The sequence below is a fragment of the Antrihabitans cavernicola genome, from assembly GCF_008297975.1.
Classification (GTDB): Bacteria; Actinomycetota; Actinomycetes; order Mycobacteriales; family Mycobacteriaceae; genus Antrihabitans; species Antrihabitans cavernicola.
Genome location: NZ_VLNY01000002.1, coordinates 449,700 through 469,976 on the forward strand (window position 1 = coordinate 449,700; position 20,277 = coordinate 469,976).

The following is a 20,277-nucleotide window of genomic DNA, read 5'->3' on the forward strand; positions in this document are numbered from 1 at the left end:
GGGATCGATGACCACCACCGTCACAGAACCGGAGTTCGGCGCCGACGCGACCGGCTCCACATCACCCGACACCGGACTCGGCTCGCATGCCAAGCGCTGGTGGATTCTCGGCGTTCTCGGGCTTGCTCAGCTGATGGTCGTTCTCGATGCGACTGTCGTGAACATCGCACTGCCTGCTGCCCAGCGCTCGCTGGAATTCTCCGACGCCAACCGGCAGTGGGTCGTCACCGCCTACGCGCTGGCATTCGGCAGCCTGCTGCTGCTCGGCGGTCGACTCAGCGACCTCTTCGGCCGTCGAACCACCTTCCTCGTGGGTCTCGTCGGCTTCGCGGTCGCCTCCGCCGTCGGCGGCGCCGCGACCAGTTTCGAAATGCTCGTCATCGCACGTGCGGGCCAGGGCGTCTTCGGCGCATTGCTCGCTCCCGCGGCACTGTCGCTGTTGACGGTCACCTTCACCGATCCGTCCGAGCGCGCCAAGGCATTCGGCATCTTCAGCGCCGTCGCGGGCGCAGGCGGTGCGATCGGCCTGCTGCTCGGCGGCATGCTGACCGAGTGGGCGTCGTGGCGCTGGGCGATGTACGTCAACCTCGCCTTCGCTGCCGTCGCGTTCGTCGGCGCAACGATGTTGCTCGCCAAGCACCAGTCGGACAAGCGTCCGAAGCTCGATATCCCGGGCACCGTCAGCGTCACCGCGGCGCTGTTCGGCATCGTCTACGGCTTCTCGCAGGCCGAATCGCAGGGCTGGGGCGCAACGTCCACCATCAGCTGGCTCGTTGCGGGTGTCGCGCTTCTCGGCGTCTTCGTCTTCATCCAGACGCGCGTCGAACACCCGTTGCTGCCGATGCGCATCCTCCTCGATCGGACTCGAGCAGGCTCCTTCCTGGCCGTATTCATCGCGGGCGCAGGCATGTTCGCGATCTTCCTGTTCCTCACCTACTACATGCAGCTGATCCTCGGTTACTCGCCGATCATGACCGGCGTTGCGTTCCTGCCGATGGTGGCGGCGATGATCCTGTCGTCCACCACGTCGTCGTCGATCTTCCTGCCCAAGGTCGGTCCGCGCATTTTGATGACCGGTGGCCTGGCCATCGCGGCACTCGGCATGTTGTCGCTGACTCGGATCGACGTCGATTCGAGCTACGCCAGTCATGTCTTGATCGGCCTGGTGTTGTTGGGCCTGGGTCTCGGCGCCGCAATGGCGACCGCGTTCCAGGGTGCGACCGCGGGCGTCGACCACGACGACGCAGGCGTTGCGTCCGCGACGATCAACACCATGCAGCAGGTCGGTGGCTCGATCGGCACCGCGTTGCTGTCCACGATCGCGGCGACCGCCGCCACCAATTACATGGATGGCAAGGTGCCGGGACAGTTGACGGCAGCGCACGCCGCAGTCGCCAGCTACACGGCTACCTTCTGGTGGGCCGCAGGCATCTTCGCGATCGGCGCGGTCCTCACCGGTGTGCTGATGCGCAACACGATTCCCGCACCGGCCGACAACGGTGAGCCGGTACTGGTGCACTGACCTCGACCCACACACGAGGGGCGCATCGGCCACGGCCGGTGCGCCTCTCGTGCGTCGTGGCCGTTGCGGGCATGCTGTTCGGATGGATGTCTCGCCGATGTTTCCGCTGGGGACCGTGCTGCTCCCCGGTGAGCGACTGCCGCTGCAGATCTTCGAGGAGCGCTACATCGCGATGCTGCTGGAATGCTTGGGTTCCGACGACGAACGCGGATTCGGGGTCGTCCTGATCACACGCGGTCACGAAGCGGGTGGCGGTGACGAGCGTAGCGATGTCGGCACGATGGCGCGGATTCTGTCGTGTACGACGTTGCCCGGCAACAGGTTCGGCGTCATCAGCGAAGGCTTCGAGCGGGTGCGGATCACACGCTGGCTCGACGACGATCCTTTCCCGCAGGCCGAGGTGGAGCGATGGCCCGACGAGGTGACGGCCGATCGTGACGACACAATTCTGGCGATGGTTCTCGACCGCGGCGACGAGGCCCAAGATCTGTACCGACAACTCGCGCGCAAGTTGGGCGTCGAGGAACCGCCGTTTCCCGACAACGACGATCTGTCCGACGACCCGACCGAGCGATCCTTCCAACTCGCGGCGCGAATGCCGCTCGGCCAGACCGATCGCCAGCGGGCACTCTGCGCGCCGGGGCCCGACGGACGGCTTGCCGTGATCGCGTCTGCCCTGGACGACGTGATCGCCGCGGCCAGGTTTCGGCTGCTGTAGTTCGCGCAGGGTAAAATAGGTCAGCGCGGCGGTGGGGCTCGCCGCTCCTGTCGGAGAACTGCGGTGTACGCCGCCAACGGTCCCTACTCGAATTCCCGGCTGCCCGGGCGGAGTAGGAGTGCGTACGTGAACAGACATGATCTTCCGGTTCTCGCCGTGATTTCCGTCGGCGGTGGGATCGGCGCACTTGCGCGGTACGGCATCGGCCACATGTTCCCCGTTGCCGCAGGCCACGTTCCGTGGTCCACGTTGGCCATCAACGCGATCGGATGCTTTCTGATCGGTGTCCTGATGGTGCTGATCACCGAAGTCTGGTCGGCACATCGGCTGCTGCGGCCATTCCTCGGCGTCGGAATCCTCGGTGGGTTCACCACTTTCTCCACCTATACCAACGAGATTCGCGCTCTCTTCGCAGCAGGCGACGCCGTGGTGGCAATGGTGTACCTCGCGGGCACGTTGCTCGCTGCCCTTCTCGCTGTAATCGCCGGTGTTGCACTCGCCCGCGCCGTGACGGGGACCGTCATCGAGAAAGGTGCTGTCGATGCATAGCTCCGTTGCCCTTCGCCTGTCCATCGTGCTCAGCGAAGACGATTCGTGGCATCACCGCCCGCTGTATCAGGAGATCGTGAAACGTGCGCGTGACTCGCGCCTCGCCGGTGCCAGTGTGTGGCGCGGTGTGGAGGGGTACGGCGCATCGTCGCGGATCCATACCGCGCGGTTGCTCGACCTGGCCGACGATCTGCCTGCGCTGGTCGTCATCGTCGACGAACCGGACCGCGTCCGCGCGTTTCTCGGTGAGATCGCCGAATTGCTGACCGAGGCAACCGTCACGCTCGACGAGGTCGAGCACGTCCGATTCGGTGGCGTCGGGGACGCCACGTGAGCGCACTGCTCGTCTTTCTCGGTGCAATGGTGGGCGCACCCGCACGGTATCTGGTCGATCGAACGGTTCAGCGACGCCACGACACGGTTTTTCCTTGGGGCACTTTGACGGTCAACGTAATAGGTTCGGCAATTCTCGGCGGATCGAGCGCGGCGGCGGTGAATCCTGCGATGATGTCTTTGTTAGGGGTCGGCTTCTGCGGGGCGTTGACGACCTACAGCACCTTCGGCTACGAGACGGTTCGCCTGATCGAGAATCGGGCATACCTGTACGCGTCGGCGAACGTGTTAGTAAGCGTGGCGTCAGGACTGGGTGCGGCGATTGCCGCTTACGCCGCGATGCAGTGGATATTGGCATGATCGAATATGGAGCAGCGAACATGTGGCAACCAGTCGACCGAACAGGAGCACGGTAGTGGCGCACGATCGAGCCGGTGAGCTGGCGCGGCCCGAGGACCTCGAGGATCTCCCGCAGCTCGTGACGGCGTTCTACAGCCGAGTCCCGGATCCGTCCGATCCCGCGCAGCAGGTGGTCTTCGGTACCTCGGGGCATCGTGGTTCGAGCTTGGACTGCGCGTTCAACGAAGCGCACATTCTGGCGATCACACAGGCGATCGTCGAGTATCGCGCAAGCCAGGGCATCACCGGTCCGTTGTTCATGGGTCGAGACACCCATGCGCTTTCCGAACCGGCGTGGTCGACGGCGTTGGAAGTGTTGGCGGCCAACGGTGTAACTACCGCCATCGATTCCCGCGACGGCTACACACCGACACCCGCGGTGAGCCATGCGATTCTGCGGTTCAACAGCTCGGGCGCCATGGCGCAGGCCGACGGCATCGTTGTCACCCCTTCACACAACCCGCCTCGTGACGGTGGCTTCAAATACAACGCGCCACACGGCGGTCCGGCGGACAGCGACGCGACGAACGCCATCGCGCGGCGGGCAAACGAGTTGCTGCAATCCGGGCTGGAGGGCGTCAAACGCGTCACCCTGCGACAGGCGTTGGACACGTCCGTGGAGCGCTACGACTTCCTCGACTTCTACGTCAACGATCTGCCCCGCGTGCTGAACCTCGACGCGATTCGTGGTGCGGGCATCCGCATCGGCGCCGATCCGCTGGGTGGTGCCGCGGTGCACTATTGGGGCGAGATCGGTGACCGGCACGGACTCGATCTCACCGTCGTGAATCCGTTGGTGGATGCCACCTTCCGGTTCATGACGCTAGACACCGACGGCCAGATCCGAATGGACTGTTCGTCGCCGAACGCGATGGCGTCGTTGATCGGATCGAAGGACAAGTTCGATATCGCCACCGGCAACGACGCGGATGCGGATCGCCATGGAATCGTGACTCCCGATGCGGGACTGATGAATCCGAACCATTACCTCGCTGTCGCCATCGACTATCTGGTGACCAACCGCAGCGGTTGGGATGCACTGACCAAGATCGGGAAGACGGTGGTCACGTCGTCGATGATCGACAAGGTGGTGTCGGTTCTCGGCCGCGATCTCCTGGAGGTGCCGGTCGGGTTCAAGTGGTTTGTTCCCGGACTGTTCAACGGCAGCCTTGCCTTCGGTGGCGAGGAGAGCGCAGGTGCCTCCTTCCTGCGGATGGACGGCGGCGTGTGGTCCACCGACAAGGACGGAATCGTCCTCGCGCTCTTGGCATCCGAGATTGCCGCGGTGACCGGCCAGAGCCCGTCGGCTCGGTACGCCGAGTTGGAAAAGCGCTACGGCAAGCCCGCGTATGCGCGGATCGATGCACCGGCGACACGCGAGCAGAAGAGCGTCCTCGCGCAGCTGTCGCCAGATCAGGTCACCGCAACGGAATTGGCCGGCGAACCCATCACGTCGACCATCACGCACGCGCCAGGCAACGGTGCTGCGATCGGTGGACTCAAGGTCAGCACGAAGAACGCGTGGTTCGCCGCACGGCCGTCCGGTACCGAGGACAAGTACAAGATCTACGCCGAATCCTTCAACGGTCCAGAGCATTTGGCCGAAGTTCAGGCCGCCGCCAAGGAATTGGTAGGGGAGGCGCTGCGCGCCCGTGCGTGATATTCGGTGGTGGGGCACCGAAAATCACGCACGATCGGGCTTGCCCGCCGAGATCTGGATACTCGTCACCGCAAGCTTCGTCATTGCGTTGGGCTTCGGCATCGTCGCGCCTGCGCTACCGCAGTACGCGCGTAGCTTCGGCGTAGGAGTCACCGCAGCGTCTGCCGTCATCAGTGCATTTGCGTTGATGCGCTTGATCTTTGCGCCGGTGAGCGGACGGCTGGTGCAGCGTAGTGGTGAGCGACCGGTCTATCTCGCCGGCCTGTTGATCGTTGCGTTGTCGACCGGTGCGTGCGCGTTCGCTCAGGGGTATTGGCAGCTGTTGGTGTTTCGCGCGCTGGGTGGAATCGGCTCGACCATGTTCACGGTATCCGCGGTGGGGCTGATCATCCGAATGTCGCCGGTACACAGCAGGGGTCGGGTATCGGGCCTGTATGCGACCAGCTTTCTGCTGGGCTCTGTGAGTGGTCCGCTGCTCGGGAGCGCACTGATCGGGTTCGGGCTGCGGGTGCCGTTCGCCATCTACTCGGTTGCCTTGTTGATTGCCGCCGCGGTGGTGTTCGTCAAGTTGCGCGATTCCGCGTTGGCCAAACCGGATACCGATACCAGCGTGCGCACGATGACGCTGCGCGAGGGTTTGGCGCGTTCGGCATATCGATCCGCTCTGGTCTCCAACTTCGCCAACGGTTGGGCGGTAATGGGTGTGCGCACGGCGATAGTGCCGCTGTTCGTAGTCGAGGCTTTGCATCGCAGTGACGCATTGGCAGGCATTGCGCTCACGGTGTTCGCCGTTGGCAATGCACTCGTGTTGTTGCCTGCCGGCCGGCTCTCGGATCGACTGGGACGCAAGCCGTTTCTGGTCATCGGGTCGAGCGTGTGCGGCGTGGCAACGATCGCAATGGGCTTCACGGAGAACGTGCTGTTGTTCTTCACGACCTCGCTGATTGCGGGCATGGGCTCCGGTCTGATCAACCCTGCGCAACAGGCAGCGGTGGCAGACGTCGTCGGATCCAAGGCCCGTGGCGGCCCGGTGCTCGCGGCGTTTCAGATGGTGGCCGACGTCGGATCGGTGGTGGGCCCGCTGGTTGCCGGCATTGCAGCACAGCATGTTTCGTACGCGGCGGCGTTCACAATCACAGGCGCGACGTTGTTGGTCGCTGCCATCGCGTGGATGGTGGTACCGGACACGCTGGTGCGCAGTGACCCGATGAAGGCATGATTCGCCTCCGTCTCGCAGTGCCGTCCGACGCGGCGGCGGTAGCGCGCGTCCACGTCCGATCGTGGCAGGCCGGATATCGAGGTTTGTTGCAGGACAGCTTTCTCGACGGTCTCGATGCAGCGAGTTGGGCGCGGACCTACACCTTCGACGTCACGGAGCCGATGACAGTTCTTGCCGTCCAAGGCGAGTCGATCGTCGGGTTCGTCACCACATCGACGGCCGCCGAGCCCTGCCTTCTCATGGCCCTCTACGTCGACCCCGATCACTGGCGTGCGGGCATCGGCAGGCAGTTGATGTCCGACGCGCTTGCGCGCTTCCAGGAATTGGATCGTCGAGCCGCGGAGCTGTGGGTGCTCGACGGTAACCGTCGCGCCGACCGGTTCTATCGCGCGCACGGCTGGCAGCCCGACGGTCGCCGCCGGAGCGAAACCGTTCGGGGAGTTGGCGTGACAGAGATCGGCTACACGATTGCGGTGAACTGAGGCGTCAGCCGGGTATACCGATGCCGATCAGCGATCCGATCAGATACGTTGCGGCGACAGCGATTGCACCGAACAGCAACTGGCGCAACGCACCTCGGATCGGCGACTGCGCCGTGAATCGCGCGGCCAACGCGCCGGCAAACAACAAGCCTAGCCCGCCGACAGCCAATCCCGCTATGAGCGAGGCGAATCCCAGTAGGTAGGGGATCAGCGGAATGACGGCGCCGATGGAGAACATCGCGAACGACGATCCGGCCGCCACCCACGGCGAGGGCTTCTCCGACGGATCGAGTCCCAACTCCTGCGTGACGTGAATGTTCAACGCCCGTTCCGAGTCAAGATGGACCTCGGCGGCCGCCTTCGACGCCGTCTCGTCGGTCATGCCCATCTCGGTGAACATGTCGGCCAGCTCTTCGCGTTCTGCGGCCGGGAACCGTTTCAGCGCAGTCCGTTCCACGGATACCTCGGCGTCGAGCTGCTCGTTCTGCGTCGAGACCGACGTGTACTCACCCAGCGCCATCGAGAATGCGCCTGCGACCAATCCGGCGACGCCGCTGAGGACCACAGTGTGCGTGTTCACCCCCGCGCCACCGACACCGGCGATCAGGGAGGTGTTGGTGACAAGGCCGTCCATTGCGCCGAACGTCGCCGCGCGCAGCCATCCACCGGACACATCGGAGTGGTGGTGGTCGAATTCGTGGGGGAGCGGGCTGGAATCCGCCGCGTCGGAGGCGTCTGTCACGGCTATCGAATCTACTCCGCAGAAACCGCCGGTACCCTCGGACGTTGTGCGAACGAGTGCAGCGTGGATTCGGTGGGTCAGTCTGCTGGCCCGACTGGGGTTGGCGGCCGTCTGGTTGTTCTCCGGATGGCTCAAGGCGGCCGATCCGACGCAGACCAAGGTCGCGGTCGGCGCGTACCAGCTGCTGTCCGACGATCTCGTCGGACCGGTAGCGGTCACCTTGCCGTTCATCGAGATCGGACTGGGTCTGCTGCTGCTGATCGGGTTGGGTGTGCGGGTGACGGCCGTCGTATCGGCGTTGGTGTTGCTGGTTCTCATCGGCGCGATCGTCTCCGCGTGGTCGCGTGGGTTGTCCATCGACTGCGGATGCTTCGGTGGTGGTGGCGCGGCCGATGTCGACGGCTGGGATTACGCCCGTGAAATCGCTCGTGACGTCGGATTCCTGATTCTGGCGGGGTGGATGACGCGCTTCCCGTGGAGCCCGTTCGCCCTCGGATTGCGCTCTCGCCCGGGACTCTCAGAAACGGCTCAGGCGAGCCTGGCAGAGTAGTGCCACCCTGACACGAAGACCTGGACGAAGGAACTGCTGGTGAGCGCCAAGAACGGCAAACCCACTTACGTGCCGCGAAAGACCTCGAACACGACCACCTATGTGTTGGGCGCGGTAGCGCTCGTGGTGATCGCCGTTGTGGTGATCGGCGGTGTCATCTGGCAGACCCATCGCAGCAAGCCGCGCAACGACGGGTACGGATCCGTCCAGAACTCGCAGGTTCAGGTGCAATTGCAGGACAAGGGCGTCATTCGCCTCGGTCAGCAGTTCGCGAGCAAGACGATCGACCTCTACGAAGACGCGATGTGCCCGTATTGTGCACAGCTCGAGCAGACGAACGGCCAGGAGATCGCGCAGGCGATCGACGACGGCAAGCTCGCTGTGAACTATCACATGGTCGACTTCCTGAACCAGCTCTCCAACAGCGGCGACTACTCGACCCGTGCGGTCGCGGCGTCGGAGTGTGTGGCCGAGGGCGGTGACGCGATCGCGTTCGGCAAGTTCCATGCCCAGCTGTTCTCGAAGGACGGCCAGCCGAAGGAGCATGGCTCGTCCGACCACACCAACGACGAGTTGGCCACCTTCGCCAAGGATGCCGGCGCGAAGGACACCGTGACACAGTGCATTTCGTCGGGTAGCAAGGTCGCCGACGCCAAGACCAACGCAACGGGCGCCGCGCAGCAGTTGACCGCCATGGGCGGGCAGGGAACACCATCTGTGTTCCAGGGCACAACGGCGGTCGACACCCAGAAATCGAGCTGGGTCGCCGACCTCCAGTAGGAGCCGCGCAATTTGTTCGCCGGAGCGCGCATGGTGTAACTTCGTTCGAGCGGTCAGGTGTTGCTTGATCGCAAGAACGGGGCTATGGCGCAGCTGGTAGCGCACCACACTGGCAGTGTGGGGGTCAGGGGTTCGAGTCCCCTTAGCTCCACCCGAAACAAGCCCTCCATCCGGGATCTATCCAGATGGAGGGCTTTTTCATGCCTTGCGTTGCTCCGTGCTGAACGCAAACAGCGCGGCGAGCACGGTCTCCGCGAAAGCGAGGATTCGTGACGGCGGAAAGGTCTCCGGTTCCGAGAGGACCAGGCGACCCGAATCCCAGTACAGCGAATACAGAGCGCGGGCAGTGAGTTCGACGTCCACCTCGGACCGCGCCACCGACTGTACGAAATCGGCCAGCGACTCGATCAGCGCCTGGCGGCCGCGGTCGATGCGACGCCGGAACGCCGGGGTATTGCTGTCGACCAGGGTGAATACAGCTCGCCATCGGTCCGGCGCGGACTGCACGGCATCGAGGAAATTTCCGAGAGCGTCGCGAACGGCAACCACCGCGTCGTCGCCGTCCGTTCGCGGAATTGCGCCGGCCACGTCGTGCAACGCGGCGGCTTCCTCGCGGTCCAGGGAAGCTCGCAGCAATTGATCGGAATCGTCGAACAGGGAGTAGACGACGGGCCTGCTCACACCTGCGGTACGCGCGACGGTGTCGATGGACACCTTGTGCGCTCCGTGTTCGACGATCACCTGCAGCACGGCGTCGAGAAGCTGCTCGCGGCGCTGCTCAGGCGCCATTCGGGGCGCGTACGCCCCCCGTGTCCGTTGCGTCATGTCGGTCACCCTCTCGCTCGCCGATACGCGCCTTGCCTTGACAACTACCGTTCCGGCAAAAATACTACAGACACTGTAGCTACACAGACTGTAGTTTTGATCGGAGAGGTAATGACGCATCGGTATTGCATCATCGGGGCCGGTTACACCGGCCTCGCGGTGGCGAAGGCGTACGCAGATCTGGGTCTGGACTACGACCATGTCGAGGCCACCGACGCCATCGGTGGCAATTGGTCCCACGGGGTCTACGACTCGACCCACCTGATCAGCTCGAAGCGCATCACCGAGTACGCGGATTACCCGATGCCCGACGACTACCCGGACTTTCCGAGTGCGGCGCAGATGCGCGAGTACCTTCGCTCGTTCGCCCGAACCTTCGGCCTCGACCGCCGCATCTCGTTCGACACGCTGGTGACCGACGTGTCACCGCTCGACGAGTCCGGTATGGCGGGCTGGCAGGTCACGTTCGACCATGGTGAGCGCCGCGAATACACGGGCGTCGTGATCGCGAACGGGCACTACTGGGATACGAAGATCCCCACCTACCCGGGCAAGTTCGCAGGCAGACAGCTTCATTCGAAGGACTACAAGCGTCCGGCAGATCTCGATGGACCCTCCGTGCTGGTGGTCGGCGCTGGCAACTCCGGCTGCGACCTGGCCGTCGAGGCGGCGTTGACATTCGGCACGGCCGAGTTGTCACTGCGTCGTGCGTACTGGTTCATTCCGAAATATGTCTTCGGGATCCCGTCCGGCAATTTCGACGTGGGGTCGGTACCGCTGCCGAAGTCCTTTCAGGAAGCCGTATTTCGATCGATCGTCGCACTCGGTATGGGAAGTTTCGGCAACTTCGGTCTGGAGAAGCCCACGCATCGAATCTTCGATCAAGATCTCGTCGTCAACCAACAGCTCCCGTACTTTCTCAAGCACGGACGCATCAAGACCCGGCCCGAAATTGCCCGATTCGACGGCAACACAGTGCATTTCACCGATGGCACCAGCGGCGAATACGAAACCATCGTGTGGGCGACGGGCTTCAACACCACGTTTCCGTTTCTTCGTGCCGGCCTGCTCGAGTGGGATCGCGGTCAGCCGAGGCTGGTGTCGCACACCTTCGCGCCCGGACTCGCCAATCTGTACTTCGCCGGTCTGGTCGCGCCGCGCTCGGGCGCGGGGGAGTTGCTCACCAACAGCTCCCGACTCTTGGCCGAGGCCGCGGTGCTGCAACAGAACGTCGAGCGCCCACTGGTCGATTTGTTGTCCGTCGTGTTCAAGCCATCGGCGCAGATCATCGCAGGCGGCCCGGACCTGCGCTGGGAGGTACTGCGTGGCCGGCTGCTGGTGCGAGCGGCCGCTCGGCTGGCGGCAGTCCCGCAGCCAGGTGTGCTGCGCCCGCTCCTGAACGCGCTGAGCACTGTTGCCTGAGTGCACCGAACATCAACCCCGACAACAACTCTGAGGAGAGCCCATGCCAACCAAGACCCGCACCGTCACTCTCGGTACGCCATTGACGCTGCCGTGCGGAATCACTGTGCCGAATCGGATCGCGAAGTCCGCGATGAGTGAACAACTCGGCAACGTCGATGGAAGTCCGTCGCAGACTTTGACCCGCCTCTATAGCGCGTGGGGTCGCGGGGGCACCGGGCTTCTCATCACAGGCAACGTGATGGTGGATCGGCGCGCCTACGTGGAGCCGCGCAACGTCACGCTCGAGGACGACCGCCACCTCGAGGCATTCACCAACTGGGCGCGCGCCGGCGCGCGCCAGGGTTCGGTGATGGTGATGCAGATCAACCATCCGGGTCGGGTCGCGGTAGGGCCGCTGTACCGTCGGCCGGTCGGACCATCGGCGTTACGACCGCAGGTGCCGGGCTACAACCTCCGAAAGCCACGTGAACTTTCGCTCGACGACATCGCCGATCTGCGTCGTCGCTACACCTGCGCCGCCGAACTTGCTGTCGCCGCGGGGTTCTCGGGCGTCCAGGTTCATGCCGCGCACGGCTATCTGCTGTCACAGTTCTTGAATCCGCTTGCCAACACCCGCACCGACTCCTACGGCGGTGATCCGCAGAACCGGCGTCGCCTGTTGCTCGAGATCGTCGCTGCCGTGCGTGCTGCGATCGGGCCGAACGCTCTGCTCTCGGTAAAGCTGAACTCGTCGGACTTCCAGCGCGGCGGGCTGTCCGTCGACGAGTCGATCGATGTCGCGCTCGCGCTCGAGGAGGCGGGTATCGACTTGCTCGAGGTCTCCGGCGGCAATTACGAGGCGCCCGCGATGACGGGTGTGGTTACCGACCGCACGCGTGCCCGGGAAGCCTACTTCCACGATTACGTGGACCGGTTGCGGTTGCGGTCCACGATGCCGATCATGCTGACCGGCGGTATCCGCACCGCCGACTTCATGAGCGAGGCACTCGCGGATGGCTCTGTCGACGTCATCGGCTTGGCCCGCCCCTTCGCTGTACGACCTGACATCGCTGCCCAGCTGTTGGCAGGCGACCTCGAACCGGTCACTCTGCCGTCGGCGCCCACGCTGCCCAACCTGCCGGGGATTGCGCCCGTCAACTCATACCTGCAATTGGCTTGGCATGCGCAGAATTTCCGAGCGATTGCCGACGGCGCGAACTCGGTACGCGGCCCGGGAGCCGCCCGCACCTTGCTCGCCGCAGCAGCAAATGTCACCGTCCACGCCCTGACCCAGCCCTGACAGTTCGAGGAGAATCATGAGCCTGCCCGACCCGACACCCGGTGCTCACGCCGTCGTTACCGGTGCATCGTCCGGTATCGGCGTGGAACTCGCCGAAGGCCTTGCCAGACGGGGCCATTCGCTGGTTTTGGTGGCGCGCCGCAAGGATCGCCTCGACCAGCTCGCCGCGACGCTGCGAGCGACACACCACGTCGAGGTCGAGGTCCGGGCGGTCGATCTGGCCGACCGCGATGCCCGCGCCACCCTGTGCGACGAGCTAGCCTCTCGGGTTGTCACGGTGTTGTGCAACAACGCCGGGTTCGCAACCTACGGCGATCTCGCCGAGTCGGATCCCGACCGCGAGCGTCGCCAAGTGGAACTGAATTGCGTTGCCGTGCATGATCTCACCTTGGCCGTGTTACCCGGCATGGTGTCACGGAGGAGCGGCGCGATCCTGATCACCGGCTCCACGGCAGGCAACCAACCCGGACCGCGCAACAGCACCTATTCCGCGACAAAGGCTTTCGCGAATACGCTCGCCGAATCGTTGCACGCCGAACTGGCAGGCACCGGCGTGGTGTGCACGTTGCTCGCGCCTGGTCCGGTCCGCACCGAATACGCCGAGGCAGCGGGAGTGAGCAACCTCGACCAACTTGTTCCCGGGCCTTTCTGGGTCTCCGCGCGCACCGCCGCCGAAGAGTCGCTCGACGGTTTGAGCGCGGGGCGCCGCCGGGTGGTGCCTGGCTTGTTCGCCAAGGTGCAGACCCTCGGCGGGCAGTACTCGCCGCGCGGGCTTGTCGGGCCGATCCTGCGCACCGTCTACGGAAGGGTGAACTGACATGGGTTGGGAACCCAACACGCGGACCGACGGCCGATCGCTCGCGGCGGACTTGCGTCGCACCTGGAAGATCGGGGATGTCCGGCGCAGCCTCTATCGAGACGCCCACTACTTCAGCGCCACTGTGGAAATCGATCCGGCCAAGATGAAGCAGTGGCTACCCGCTGGAGTCACTCTGACCGGGTCGCCGCGCGCCGATTTGTTCACCGCATTCTTTCCCGACTGCAACTACGGCTCGGTGTATCACGAAGCCGGGCTGTTCGTGCACATCGACACCGTGCAGGGCACCGGCATCCACTGTCCGTGGATGATCCTCGACGACGATGTTGCGCTGATACTGGGTCGCGAGTTGCTCGGCTACCCCAAGAAGCTCGGTGAAATCGACTGGCAGTTGGGCGATTCCGATATCCAAGCCGTCGCAGGCAGGCGCGGGACGAAGCTCGTCGACATGCGTGGTCGGCTCGGCGACGTCATCACAGAGCCGCCACCGATCCTGGCCCGTCCGCATCGCAACGTTGTCGGGCTCAGTGGATTGTTCCCCTCGTTCCTGGTTGCGTTCACGCCCAAGGAAAAGGTGATCGAGGTTCGTCAGATCGAGGATTTCGAACTGCAGATCGGTGGCTCCGAACGCGATCCACTCGATCAGATGGGTATCGGACGCGTACTCGACGCGCGCCTGCACCGTGTCGATCTGCACAGCGGCCCGATACCTCCGCTACCGGTCCGCCCCTACACCCCGCTCTTCGCCGCGACCAGACTGCGTCCACGCATCCTCTGAAAGCTCGGCACTCTCGCATCTGGCGACCGCGGCACATCGGTGCAAAGCTCATTCGTGTCGAGCCGACGTGAAGGAGTTTCGAACGTGACTGTGTATCCCGGCCGATTCACCGCCGACATCGACGGCGATTTTGTCGTCTTCCTCATCGGAATGCGACTCAACAATCCAATGAAAGTCCGTCAGTGGTGGCCTGTGGCAGTCGCGATGCCCAAGATGCTGCGCGTTCTCGACCAGCATCCGGAGATCGGCTGCCTGGGCTACCAGCAGTGGTTCGGGCGCACCACGCTACTGGTGCAGTACTGGCGCGATTTCGACTCGCTCAACCGCTTCGCCCGTGACAAGGATCTACCGCATCTCGAACCGTGGCGAAAGTTCAATCGGGCCGTCCGCGACTCCGGTGAGGTCGGGATCTGGCACGAGACGTACAAGGTCCGCGCCAACGAATACGAGGCGATCTACGGCAACATGCCCGTCTTCGGTCTCGCCGCGGCGGGCGGCCACGGGCCGGTGCGGAACAGAGGGCAAAGCGCTGCCACCCGGATAGATGCGACGGTCGCAGACGAACCGGTTGTCGAACCCTATTGACCAACGCGATGTGACCGCGAACTACCGAGCAGCGCGAGCGTCGCCGTCGTCGTCGCGGAAGTCGTTGTCTCGGAAATCGTTGTCGAACCGACGGCGGCGATGCAGATCGTCGCGAAGTTCGACGCTGAACATCGCGTGCTGTGCGCGGCCAGCTGATTTGGCGCTGTAGAGCGCCGTATCCGCATCGCGCAGCAGATCGAGGCTGGATCGCTCGTCTTCGGTTGTGGCGGTGGTGATTCCGACACTGGCGTCGACGTGTAGGTCCTCGCCGTCGATCGTGATGGATTGGCCGAGGATCGTTCGGAGGCGGTCGGCTTGGGCTCTGATCGACGGGTCGCCGGGGTCCGATCGGCTGATCACGACGAACTCGTCGCCGCCGAGTCGACCGACCAGGTCGTTGTTGCGCACAGCGCTTCTCAGCCGTTGCCCGACTATGCAGAGGACCTCGTCTCCGACGAGGTGCCCGCGGGAATCGTTGATGGCTTTGAAGTTGTCGAGGTCGATGAAGTTGACGACGATGCGGGCGTCGTCCGCGCAGCGCGTCGGGTCGTCGAGATAGGCGATGATGCCTGCCCGGTTGGCAAGTCCGGTCAACGGATCGTGGGTGGCGTCGTATCGGTGCCGTTCGGCGATGGTGTGTTGCGTGGTGACGTCGGCGAAGGACACGACGACGGAGGAATGGGGCTCGCCGGGATCGAGCGCGCGACAACTCACCGAAAGCCACAGATCGGAGTCGGAACGCCGTAACCGGACAACGGTGCCGTCGCACGAGCGACCTGTACGCAGTGCCAACAAGACCGGGTCGACTACACCGTCGCGGCGTTCGCTCGACGTTGTGTGGAACGCCACATCGTGTATCGACGCGCCGGGAACGGCACCGTCCGCGAGGCCGAGCAACCTGATGGCGGCGGGGTTCGCCAGCTCGATCGTCTCGTCGGGTCCGACGACGATGACTCCTTCGTGCAGCGTCGACACCACGCTATGGAAACGCTGGTCCGCCCGCCTTCCGGCGGTTTCGTCGGCGCACATCACGACAAAACCGGAGCCGGTCGACGCTACCGACACGCGGACGTCCACGGTGTCACCGTTGCGGCGGTGATGGACCGCGTCGACGGTACCGCCGAGCGCAACTATCGCTTTCGGGTCCACCGCGGCGCCGACACAGTTCTCGATCCTGGATCCGACGGCCGCTTCCGACGTGCGACCGTAGATTCGTTCGGCGGAGCTGTTCCAGGTTTCGACGATGCCGTCGGTGGTGACTGCGATGACGGCATCGCTGACGTGATCGACGAGCGCGGCCTGGAATCGCAGTGCGGCGTCCGCCGCTTTCTGCGCCGTGATGTCGCGCATGATGACCTGAAACGCCGGTCGTCCGTCCCAGACTGTGCGTACCGACACGACCTCGGATTCGATCGGCTCGCCGTCGCCGCGCAGCATCACGGCCTCCGAGGGCTCCGAGGCGTCTCCCTCGGCTGTGAGTGCCAAGATTCGCTCGACCATTCCGGGGATCGAGTCGGGGTGGACGAAGTCGGTGATCGGTCGGCCGATGAGGTCGGTCGCCGAGGCCACCCGGGAGTAGCGAACACCGGCGGGGTTCACGTACACGACCCGCCCGTTTTCGTGGACGACGATGGCGTCGGGACTCAGTTCCACGAGCAACCGATACCGCTCGGCGAGCGCGACCAGCGCGTTCGCATCGGCCGAACTCGTGGCGGCGACGCCGTCTATCTCCGGCGCTACCCCGGACGTGTCGTTCTCCACTCAGGCATCCCCCTATGGAATGTGTCTCGCCAATTACACCACCGTCGGCCGACTTCGAGGTCGTCGATCCGCATTCATTTGAGCTGTCGACGTAAGCGGTGGTTAATCAAAGGTGTCATGCCCGATTCGGGCGCAGGGCGCTCAGACGCCAACGCAAAAGGAAGACGATCATGAGTCCAAGCAAAGTAGGCATCACCGGTATCGGCGCGGTCACCGGCTACGGGTGGGGTCGCGAGCACCTGTGGGACGGGCTGTCGTCCGGTAAGCCCGCAGCCGTTCTGACCGGTGGCTACGGTGTCGGCGACACCGACTCCGGTTGGGTGGTCCGGGTGCCCGAGGGGGGTGATGCCGCAGACGGGTCGACCCGATTCGCTCGCGCGATGCGTTGGGCGACGCGCGAAGCCATCGACGACGCCCGGCAGCGGGGCTGGCGACCGGGACGTCGAGTCGGGTTGCTGCACGCGGTGGTGTTGGGTGACCCCGAGTTGTGGCAGTCGTTCAGCTCCGAAGCAGGCGCGAAGCTGTCCGTCCGCGACTATCTGGGACTGGTGCCGTCTACCCCCGTCTCGATGCTCATGCGCGAGTTCGGGTTTCACGGTCCCGCGATGAACGTGTCGGCCATGTGCACGTCCGGGAGTGCCGGCATGCTGACCGCAAAAGCGTGGCTCGATGCGGACGTTGTCGACGACGTCGTCTTCGTCACGACCGACCTGTCCGCAACACCACAGATCGTGTCGCAGTTCGTGCGGCTCGGGGTGGCTGTCACCGACGCGGAACCGCTGAATGCGTGCAGGCCGTTCCAAGAGGGCAGCCGCGGTTTCACGTTCGGGGAGGCAGCCGTCGCGTACGTACTGTCGCGCAGGCCCGGCGGCGGCTACACGAACGTTCTGGGCGGGGCGATGTCACACGACGGTTTCCACGTCACGTCGGTCGATCCCGCGTTGACGCAGGTGCGAGCCTGCTTCGAGGATGCGGTTGCCAACGCCGGCATCGACTTCGGTCAGGTGGCGTATCTCAATGCCCACGGGCCGGGGACTCAGCAGTGCGACGGCGCCGAAGCCGAGATCCTCGACACTCTGCTGCCGGAGTCCGCGCACATCTATTCGGTGAAACCCCTTGCGGGACATTGCCAGGCCGCTGCCGCTGCCGTCGAGATCGCGGCGACGGCGTTGAGTCACGATCGCGGGGTGATCCCGGCACCGCCCATCGTTGCCAACGCCCACCCGCGGCTGCTCGACGGTTCGACGCCGGCCACCCACGGGATCACGCTCAAGTCCTCGCTCGGGATGGGTGGCCACAACGCCGTCCTCGTGCTGGAACCTGCAGGCTGACAGCAAGCCACCCCGGATGCGGCGACATCGTCGCTTCCGGGGTGGAGCGGCGGCATGGACGACCTGCTACACGCGCGCTGCGGCGACCCCCGTCGAGAAATGCAGCGCGTCGTCGTCGATCTTGCCGTGCCGCAACTGCGGTGCATCGCGGTAATAGTCGTTGAGAACCATGAACGGCTTCCGAGTGCCCTGCCTGGGCAACACCGCATCGCCGCGCTTGATGTAACCCGATTTCAGCGCGTCACCCATCACCGATTCCTTGGACCTGTCATGAGAGTCGGCGGTAGCGACCACCTGCGTGTAACCGGCTTTGTCCATATGTGAGAGGAGGCGACAGAAGTATTCGGCCGCGATGTCGGCCTTGAGTGTCCACGATGCGTTCGTGTAGCCGAGGACGAACATCGCGTTCGGCACACCGTCCAGCAGCACGCCCTTGTAGATGACATGCTCACGCGTGTCGACGGGATTGCCGTCGACAGTCATCTGCATGCCACCGGCTATCTGAAGCTGCAAACCCGTTGCGGCCACGATGATGTCGGCGTCCAGGTGCTCACCAGATTTCAGGTCGATGCCCGTCTCGGTGAACTTCTCGATGTGGTCGGTGACGATCGATGCCGTGCCTTTTCGGAGCGCCTTGAACAGATCGGCTCTGGGCACGACGCAGAGTCGCTCGTCCCACGGGTTGTACGACGGCGTGAAGTGCTTCATGTCGATATCGGGTCCCACTTGCGCGCGCACCATGCTCAAGATGAACTTGCGCGCAACCGCGGGTGCGTTGCGGGACAGTTCGAAAAGGCCGCGCTGCAGGGCGATGTTGCGTGCCCGGCCTGCTTTGTAGATCGCCGACTGCGGAAGTCGGAGGCGCTTGAGATTTCCCGCAACCGGGTCTTCCGCAGGCAACGGGAGAATGTAGGTGGGCGATCGCTGCAGCATGGTCACCGATGCGGCATCGCCCGCCATGGCGGGGACCAAGGTGATCGCGGTCGCCCCGCTGCCGATCACGACGACGCGTTTGCCTGTGTAATCGAGATCTTCGGGCCAGTGCTGCGGGTGAACGATGTCGCCGGCGAAATCGTCTTCGCCCGGGAAAGTCGGGCGAAAGCCCTCGTCGTAGTTGTAGTAGCCGGTGGCTCCGACGAGGAATTTGCTGGTGTACGTCTCGGAATTCCCGGTCGTTTCGTCGAACGCCTCGACGGTCCAGATGCCGTCCGCGGACGACCAATCCGCCCGGACGACCTTGCGGCCGAATCGGATGTTCTCGGTGACGCCGTACTCGTCGGCCGTCGCCTTGATGTACTCGCGGATGCTCGTTCCGTCGGCGAGGATCTTGGTCCCGTGCCACGGTCGGAAGTGGTAGCCGAAGGTGTACATGTCGGAATCGGAGCGAATCCCCGGGTACCGGAATAGATCCCAGGTCCCGCCGATTGCGTTGCGCCGCTCCAGAATTGCGTAAGTCTTGCCGGTCTTCTCACGCTTCAAGTGACACGCGGTACCGATCCCCGAGATGCCGGCGCCGATGATCAAGATGTCGAAATCCGTTGTGGTCATCAGGCCGACTCCGTCCGTTCGATCAGCGATGACGCCACGCCGCCGCTGCCTTCGAGTATCACATCGGCGATCAGTTCCGGGTTGTCCGACATCGGCACGTGCCCGCAACGGTCGAGGCGGACGTGCGTCGCCGCCGGCATCGCTTTGCGTGCGCGCGTCGCCTGGTACGGCCGCAGAACTTGATCGCGCGTTCCCCACGCGATGGTGATCGGGATGTCGTCGGCGATCGGCCGATCGAACGGAACTGCTTCGCCCATGATCGTCCGCAAGGCCGGTCGCGCCCGGAGCAATCCACGGAAGTCGCCGAGCGCGGCGTCCGGATCGATCGATGCAGGTCGGGCAGTCAACCAGGAGAACATAGCGACACGTCCGGCGCGAGTCCGCGCGAGGCGAGGTGCGACGGACTGGCTGTACTCGCTTGCGCTGGTCATCGTCGCGAACAGGGTTCGGATGTAGGTGAAATCGAGATCGTTGCGCCAAAAACCTGCTGGGGCAAGGGTTGTCACGCTGCGAACCATGTTTTCGCTCGCGAGTTCGAGTGCGACTCGACCGCCGAGCGAGTTACCCGCGATGTGGGGTCGGTGAACGTTCAAGTCGGCGAAGAGATCCTGGAACTGCTCCCGCACGATGTCGAGGACCGGACGACCGTCGGTGATCAGGTCGGGTGAGTCGCCGTGACCGGGGAGGTCCACCAGGATCACATCGCGTTCTTCGGCCAGCCGGTCCAGCACCGGATACCAGCCCTGACGTCGGTGGCCGATTCCGTGAACCAGAACGAGCGGCTCGCCCGAACCTGTGCGCTCGTAGGCAAGCCGATCGGTGCGCTTGCGCTCCGGCCTGATCGTCGCGTCGTCGAGCCTCGTGACGGTGGCGGTAGTTCGCGTACTCACAACTCGCTCCAGTTCCTCAGCGGAACACCGTTGTTCCTCAAAGGAGAATGGCACCGCCAAGTACCTGTGTCCAGTCATCACACG

The 20,277-nt window shown here is 64.3% G+C and carries 21 protein-coding genes and 1 tRNA gene; 17 read left to right on the forward strand and 5 right to left on the reverse strand.

Going from position 1 to position 20,277, the window contains the following annotated elements; genetic code table 11:
* Window positions 1–7: 7 nt before the first annotated feature.
* From FOY51_RS05870 to FOY51_RS05905, 8 genes are all read left to right on the forward strand, one after another.
* Window positions 8–1,522 carry an MFS transporter gene (locus tag FOY51_RS05870; RefSeq protein ID WP_149429247.1) on the forward strand — a complete coding sequence of 505 codons (1,515 nt, stop codon included), beginning with the start codon at window positions 8–10 and terminating at the stop codon, window positions 1,520–1,522.
* Window positions 1,523–1,604: 82 nt separating this feature from the next.
* Complete coding sequence (locus FOY51_RS05875; RefSeq protein ID WP_235916138.1) at window positions 1,605–2,240, forward strand: LON peptidase substrate-binding domain-containing protein; 636 nt, start codon at window positions 1,605–1,607, stop codon at window positions 2,238–2,240.
* A gap of 126 nt (window positions 2,241–2,366) precedes the next feature.
* Window positions 2,367–2,789 carry a fluoride efflux transporter CrcB gene (gene crcB, locus FOY51_RS05880; RefSeq protein ID WP_235916139.1) on the forward strand — a complete coding sequence of 141 codons (423 nt, stop codon included), beginning with the start codon at window positions 2,367–2,369 and terminating at the stop codon, window positions 2,787–2,789.
* Window positions 2,782–3,123 carry a DUF190 domain-containing protein gene (locus FOY51_RS05885; protein ID WP_149429248.1) on the forward strand — a complete coding sequence of 114 codons (342 nt, stop codon included), beginning with the start codon at window positions 2,782–2,784 and terminating at the stop codon, window positions 3,121–3,123. The genes crcB (FOY51_RS05880) and FOY51_RS05885 overlap by 8 nt, the downstream gene beginning before the upstream one ends.
* Window positions 3,120–3,482: a fluoride efflux transporter CrcB gene (gene crcB / locus FOY51_RS05890; RefSeq protein WP_149429249.1), complete on the forward strand. Its 363-nt coding sequence runs from the start codon at window positions 3,120–3,122 to the stop codon at window positions 3,480–3,482. The genes FOY51_RS05885 and crcB (FOY51_RS05890) overlap by 4 nt, the downstream gene beginning before the upstream one ends.
* Before the next feature lie 55 nt (window positions 3,483–3,537).
* Window positions 3,538–5,181, forward strand: coding sequence for a phosphoglucomutase (alpha-D-glucose-1,6-bisphosphate-dependent) (pgm, locus tag FOY51_RS05895; protein WP_149429250.1), 1,644 nt, complete (start codon window positions 3,538–3,540; stop codon window positions 5,179–5,181).
* Window positions 5,174–6,400 (forward strand): MFS transporter, encoded by a 1,227-nt coding sequence (locus tag FOY51_RS05900; protein WP_235916140.1) that lies wholly within the window; start codon window positions 5,174–5,176, stop codon window positions 6,398–6,400. The genes pgm and FOY51_RS05900 overlap by 8 nt, the downstream gene beginning before the upstream one ends.
* Complete coding sequence (locus tag FOY51_RS05905) at window positions 6,397–6,882, forward strand: GNAT family N-acetyltransferase (protein ID WP_214633063.1); 486 nt, start codon at window positions 6,397–6,399, stop codon at window positions 6,880–6,882. Before FOY51_RS05900 ends, FOY51_RS05905 begins: the two co-directional genes overlap by 4 nt.
* Before the next feature lie 4 nt (window positions 6,883–6,886).
* Here FOY51_RS05905 and FOY51_RS05910 read toward each other — a convergent pair whose 3' ends face one another.
* A complete protein-coding gene (locus FOY51_RS05910) occupies window positions 6,887–7,624 on the reverse strand; it encodes a VIT1/CCC1 transporter family protein (RefSeq protein WP_149429251.1) in 738 nt (245 codons plus the stop codon).
* A gap of 46 nt (window positions 7,625–7,670) precedes the next feature.
* Here FOY51_RS05910 and FOY51_RS05915 point away from each other — a divergent pair, with 46 nt between their 5' ends.
* From FOY51_RS05915 to FOY51_RS05925, 3 genes are all read left to right on the forward strand, one after another.
* Window positions 7,671–8,174 carry a MauE/DoxX family redox-associated membrane protein gene (locus FOY51_RS05915; RefSeq protein WP_149429252.1) on the forward strand — a complete coding sequence of 168 codons (504 nt, stop codon included), beginning with the start codon at window positions 7,671–7,673 and terminating at the stop codon, window positions 8,172–8,174.
* A 39-nt stretch (window positions 8,175–8,213) separates the two neighbouring features.
* Entirely contained in the window at window positions 8,214–8,954 is a 741-nt protein-coding gene (locus FOY51_RS05920) for a DsbA family protein (protein WP_149429253.1), read from the forward strand.
* 78 nt (window positions 8,955–9,032) lie between these two features.
* Window positions 9,033–9,105, forward strand: a tRNA-Ala gene (locus FOY51_RS05925).
* 47 nt (window positions 9,106–9,152) lie between these two features.
* Here the strand turns inward: FOY51_RS05925 and FOY51_RS05930 are convergent.
* A complete protein-coding gene (locus FOY51_RS05930; protein ID WP_235916141.1) occupies window positions 9,153–9,779 on the reverse strand; it encodes a TetR/AcrR family transcriptional regulator in 627 nt (208 codons plus the stop codon).
* Between the two features lie 111 nt (window positions 9,780–9,890).
* Here FOY51_RS05930 and FOY51_RS05935 point away from each other — a divergent pair, with 111 nt between their 5' ends.
* The 5 genes from FOY51_RS05935 (at window position 9,891) to FOY51_RS05955 (ending at window position 14,663) form a co-directional block, all read left to right on the forward strand.
* Entirely contained in the window at window positions 9,891–11,201 is a 1,311-nt protein-coding gene (locus FOY51_RS05935; protein WP_149429254.1) for a flavin-containing monooxygenase, read from the forward strand.
* A 43-nt stretch (window positions 11,202–11,244) separates the two neighbouring features.
* Window positions 11,245–12,483: an NADH:flavin oxidoreductase/NADH oxidase family protein gene (locus FOY51_RS05940; RefSeq protein ID WP_149429255.1), complete on the forward strand. Its 1,239-nt coding sequence runs from the start codon at window positions 11,245–11,247 to the stop codon at window positions 12,481–12,483.
* A gap of 16 nt (window positions 12,484–12,499) precedes the next feature.
* A complete protein-coding gene (locus FOY51_RS05945) occupies window positions 12,500–13,300 on the forward strand; it encodes an SDR family NAD(P)-dependent oxidoreductase (protein ID WP_149429256.1) in 801 nt (266 codons plus the stop codon).
* A gap of 1 nt (window position 13,301) precedes the next feature.
* A complete protein-coding gene (locus FOY51_RS05950; protein ID WP_149429257.1) occupies window positions 13,302–14,078 on the forward strand; it encodes an acetoacetate decarboxylase family protein in 777 nt (258 codons plus the stop codon).
* Between the two features lie 84 nt (window positions 14,079–14,162).
* Window positions 14,163–14,663: a DUF4188 domain-containing protein gene (locus FOY51_RS05955; RefSeq protein ID WP_235916142.1), complete on the forward strand. Its 501-nt coding sequence runs from the start codon at window positions 14,163–14,165 to the stop codon at window positions 14,661–14,663.
* A gap of 21 nt (window positions 14,664–14,684) precedes the next feature.
* Here the strand turns inward: FOY51_RS05955 and FOY51_RS05960 are convergent, their stop codons facing one another.
* Window positions 14,685–16,424, reverse strand: coding sequence for a diguanylate cyclase domain-containing protein (locus FOY51_RS05960; RefSeq protein ID WP_149429258.1), 1,740 nt, complete (start codon window positions 16,422–16,424; stop codon window positions 14,685–14,687).
* A 170-nt stretch (window positions 16,425–16,594) separates the two neighbouring features.
* Here FOY51_RS05960 and FOY51_RS05965 point away from each other — a divergent pair, with 170 nt between their 5' ends.
* Window positions 16,595–17,755 (forward strand): beta-ketoacyl synthase N-terminal-like domain-containing protein, encoded by a 1,161-nt coding sequence (locus FOY51_RS05965; protein ID WP_149429259.1) that lies wholly within the window; start codon window positions 16,595–16,597, stop codon window positions 17,753–17,755.
* A 66-nt stretch (window positions 17,756–17,821) separates the two neighbouring features.
* Here the strand turns inward: FOY51_RS05965 and FOY51_RS05970 are convergent, their stop codons facing one another.
* Complete coding sequence (locus FOY51_RS05970) at window positions 17,822–19,303, reverse strand: flavin-containing monooxygenase (protein ID WP_149429260.1); 1,482 nt, start codon at window positions 19,301–19,303, stop codon at window positions 17,822–17,824.
* The gene (locus tag FOY51_RS05975) at window positions 19,303–20,193 is read right to left on the reverse strand and encodes an alpha/beta fold hydrolase (RefSeq protein ID WP_214633064.1); all 891 of its coding nucleotides are present in this window, start codon (window positions 20,191–20,193) and stop codon (window positions 19,303–19,305) included. Before FOY51_RS05975 ends, FOY51_RS05970 begins: the two co-directional genes overlap by 1 nt.
* Window positions 20,194–20,277: the final 84 nt, after the last annotated feature.